Annotated in this window: 4 protein-coding genes; all 4 read right to left on the bottom strand. The window is 37.3% G+C overall.

The window, feature by feature from the left end:
• Positions 1-15: 15 nt before the first annotated feature.
• The 4 genes from ACUVXA_RS19355 to ACUVXA_RS19340 all read right to left on the bottom strand — a co-directional run bounded on the left by ACUVXA_RS19355 (position 16) and on the right by ACUVXA_RS19340 (position 2719).
• Positions 16-738, bottom strand: coding sequence for a hypothetical protein (locus ACUVXA_RS19355; protein WP_445872932.1), 723 nt, complete (start codon positions 736-738; stop codon positions 16-18).
• A gap of 291 nt (positions 739-1029) precedes the next feature.
• The gene (locus ACUVXA_RS19350; RefSeq protein WP_445872931.1) at positions 1030-1479 is read right to left on the bottom strand and encodes a hypothetical protein; all 450 of its coding nucleotides are present in this window, start codon (positions 1477-1479) and stop codon (positions 1030-1032) included.
• A gap of 97 nt (positions 1480-1576) precedes the next feature.
• Positions 1577-2017: a hypothetical protein gene (locus ACUVXA_RS19345; RefSeq protein WP_445872930.1), complete on the bottom strand. Its 441-nt coding sequence runs from the start codon at positions 2015-2017 to the stop codon at positions 1577-1579.
• 552 nt (positions 2018-2569) lie between these two features.
• Entirely contained in the window at positions 2570-2719 is a 150-nt protein-coding gene (locus ACUVXA_RS19340; RefSeq protein ID WP_445872929.1) for a hypothetical protein, read from the bottom strand.
• Positions 2720-2748: the final 29 nt, after the last annotated feature.

Raw genomic sequence — 2748 nt, 5'->3', positions numbered from 1 at the left:
AGTCCAAGAATGGTATTATTTATCATTAAATCTTTCTACTGTTGTGAACCCTTCCTCATTGCATTTCTTTAGAATATTTAGAGTTTCTTCCCTAGTTATTTCTCTGCCCATTCCATGTTCAACAATGTATTCACCCATGCTGTCAAAATGTAGGCAAGTCTCCAGGGAGTGGTCACAACCTTCCCCGGTGTATTTGGCGATCTGCCTGCAAGGGCAGTACGCTACAGCAAAAAACCGGTTTGCTTTAAGAAGTTCCGCTAGGTCTTCGTATGGTGTTACCTGCGAGCCACCAGATATGGAAAGATTTATTGGAATTACCCTCAGAATAGATTGCTCTCGGTCACCAAGCTCACGAGAAAATTTCTTATCAAAATATTTTCTCCAGAGAGGTGCGAGTCTCTGGGCTCTCTCATCCATTTTTCCCGACCAGAAAGGGGTTTCCGAGAAGCCCACAAGTGAGGGTAACATGCGGTAGAGACGCTTCCCTTCACGCTCCATGACAAAAACGGTGCCCTTGTCCGCCATTCTGTCAAGCTTCTTTCTAAGTTTCTCAGGGTCTTCGCCCAACTCTCCTGCTATTTCCTCAAGAGATTTATTCATCATGGGCAGCTTTAACGCCAGCTCCGCTTCCTCTGGGGTGTAAAGAATTTTAATAATTCCTAATGCTTCCTCACTTTCCGGGAAACCTATGGGCCACTGGTCGATCTTTTCCCTCAGTTTCTTGTAAACATCTTCCATGATTGATCCTCCTCTATCAAATTCATTCAAGTTATTTATTAGTTCTTACGAACAATAGCGAATATATAAATAGAGTGTATACTATCGCTATTAACAATATTTTAAAAAATAATTCAAACCATGGTTTGACACTCCCCACGGCTAAAGTCGGGGGCTTTCTCGCCCAACGATTCCTGTAAAACCTATTACTATTTTTTCTCATTAATTTGTGTAAATACTCTTCATATACTTGATCTCAAAAAAAGTTTTATTTAAGTCATAAAAGATTCGAAGTGCAGAGAAAAAATACGATTATTTAAGTTTATACCATAGTATTAGACCACTTATCAGTCCCAATAATCCTCCCAAGTTAAAAAAGGCAAACATACCCATTAAACCAAAGATGGCTAACAGAGCCGCGTACCACTTGTTACCTGTCCAAACCCCGATAGCACTAAGAACCATAACAAATCCGTGAACCAAAACTATGATGCCAAAAGTGCTTATATCCCAGATAATCATTCCCACATAATAACCCCCCAAAGGACCAAGAGTTATTGATCCCAAAAAAGGAAGTAATGTGTACAAAAACGTAAGTAAATATTCCAAAAATGGTGGAAAAAGAATAGATAATCCCACAATCAGTATAATATTCCCCTTAATACTCATCCCTATTAACATTATTAAGAGTCCAACCAATACGGCATATAAACCGCCAATACACCCGAGTATGATAAAGGCCCTGGTTTGTTCTTGACTCATTAAAATCACATCTTAATTATAATCGGGTTAGTATTAACGGATTTAAAGAATAAAAAGAAAGAAAAAAATAATATAATTGGATCTATTTGAGATACACCTACTTCATTTCATACCAGAGTACGACGCCAGCGATGAAGGCTAATAAGCCTCCAAGGTTAAAGATTAGGAATCCGATGAATCCAATAATTGCCATCAGAATTGCTCCCCATTTGGCTCCGGTCCAAGCTCCATAAGCACCAATGAGTATCAGTATGCCATGAATTATGACCACATAACCAATTATCGATAATGCCGCAGCTCCCTGCAAACCTAAAATAGGTGCAACTGGACCAAGACTAAAAGCTGCCAAAGTTGGAGATATTAATGAGATCAATGTAAGGATTTCAGTCCAAAGGTCAGGAGCTAAAATCATTAGCATGTAGGCGTTGTTGATTGTGTTTGCTGCTCCGACTCCACCAATAGCGATAACTACACCGGATAGTATACCATAGAGTCCACCGATTATGCCTAAAACTGACCACGCTTTTGGTTCTGCCAAGATATTTTCCTCCTTATATTAGTTTTTATCCTCCATAAAAGGATTTTCTATAATAGCACAACAGTGCTATTATTCTCTAGGTCTTGAAGCTTGACTTATAAGCTTTATCGAAAGTCGATTAAGGGTATTCGACAATTGCTGAATTTAGGAATATGTAAAAATATATGTAAATATTTAAAATTTAAACAAATTTATGTAAAAATGTTTTTTCATTAAAGAAAATTCCTAATGACCAACAAAGGCAACTAAGAGATGTCTTATGAATAATATTCAATACAAATTATGCTAAATTATAATACTATTTCATCTATAACAGAATCCATAAATAACAACTGAAAATAAAAATGAGAATCAATAATGCAGCATCATCTAATACTAATATTTTTCAATTTAGTCTAAAATTAAGCTTAAAAATTATCAGAAAAAAAGATAGAAAAAATTTTTGAAACCAATTTGTTTGTGCTTTACATCTCGTGCCAGAGCACTAAGCCAACAATTAGTCCCATAGGATCCCGAAGTTCGGTACAAATGCTCCCATGAGTCCACAGATTATCATGAGGACTGCTCCCCAATTTCCCCCTTCCAGACCAAGATAACTCCGATAAGTATAATAATTCCATGAATAACACTAAATATACCCACAGGCATTATGGCACTCCTATTTATGAACAGAGTAATAACCGTTGTCCGAAACTTACCCATCTAGGACACTTCCAGATGGTGTTCGGTTC

The organism is Candidatus Jordarchaeum sp., from assembly GCF_052745115.1.
The sequence above is the reverse complement of the archived record's forward strand: the minus strand, read 5'-3'. Positions and strand labels throughout refer to the sequence as shown.

Bases quoted from the DNA above. Each gene is read 5' to 3' on its own strand.
- ACUVXA_RS19350 (WP_445872931.1), bottom strand. From the start codon at position 1,479: ATGAGTCAAGAACAAACCAGGGCCTTTATCATACTCGGGTGTATTGGC.
- ACUVXA_RS19355 (WP_445872932.1), bottom strand. From the start codon at position 738: ATGGAAGATGTTTACAAGAAACTGAGGGAAAAGATCGACCAGTGGCCC.
- ACUVXA_RS19340 (WP_445872929.1), bottom strand. From the start codon at position 2,719: ATGGGTAAGTTTCGGACAACGGTTATTACTCTGTTCATAAATAGGAGT.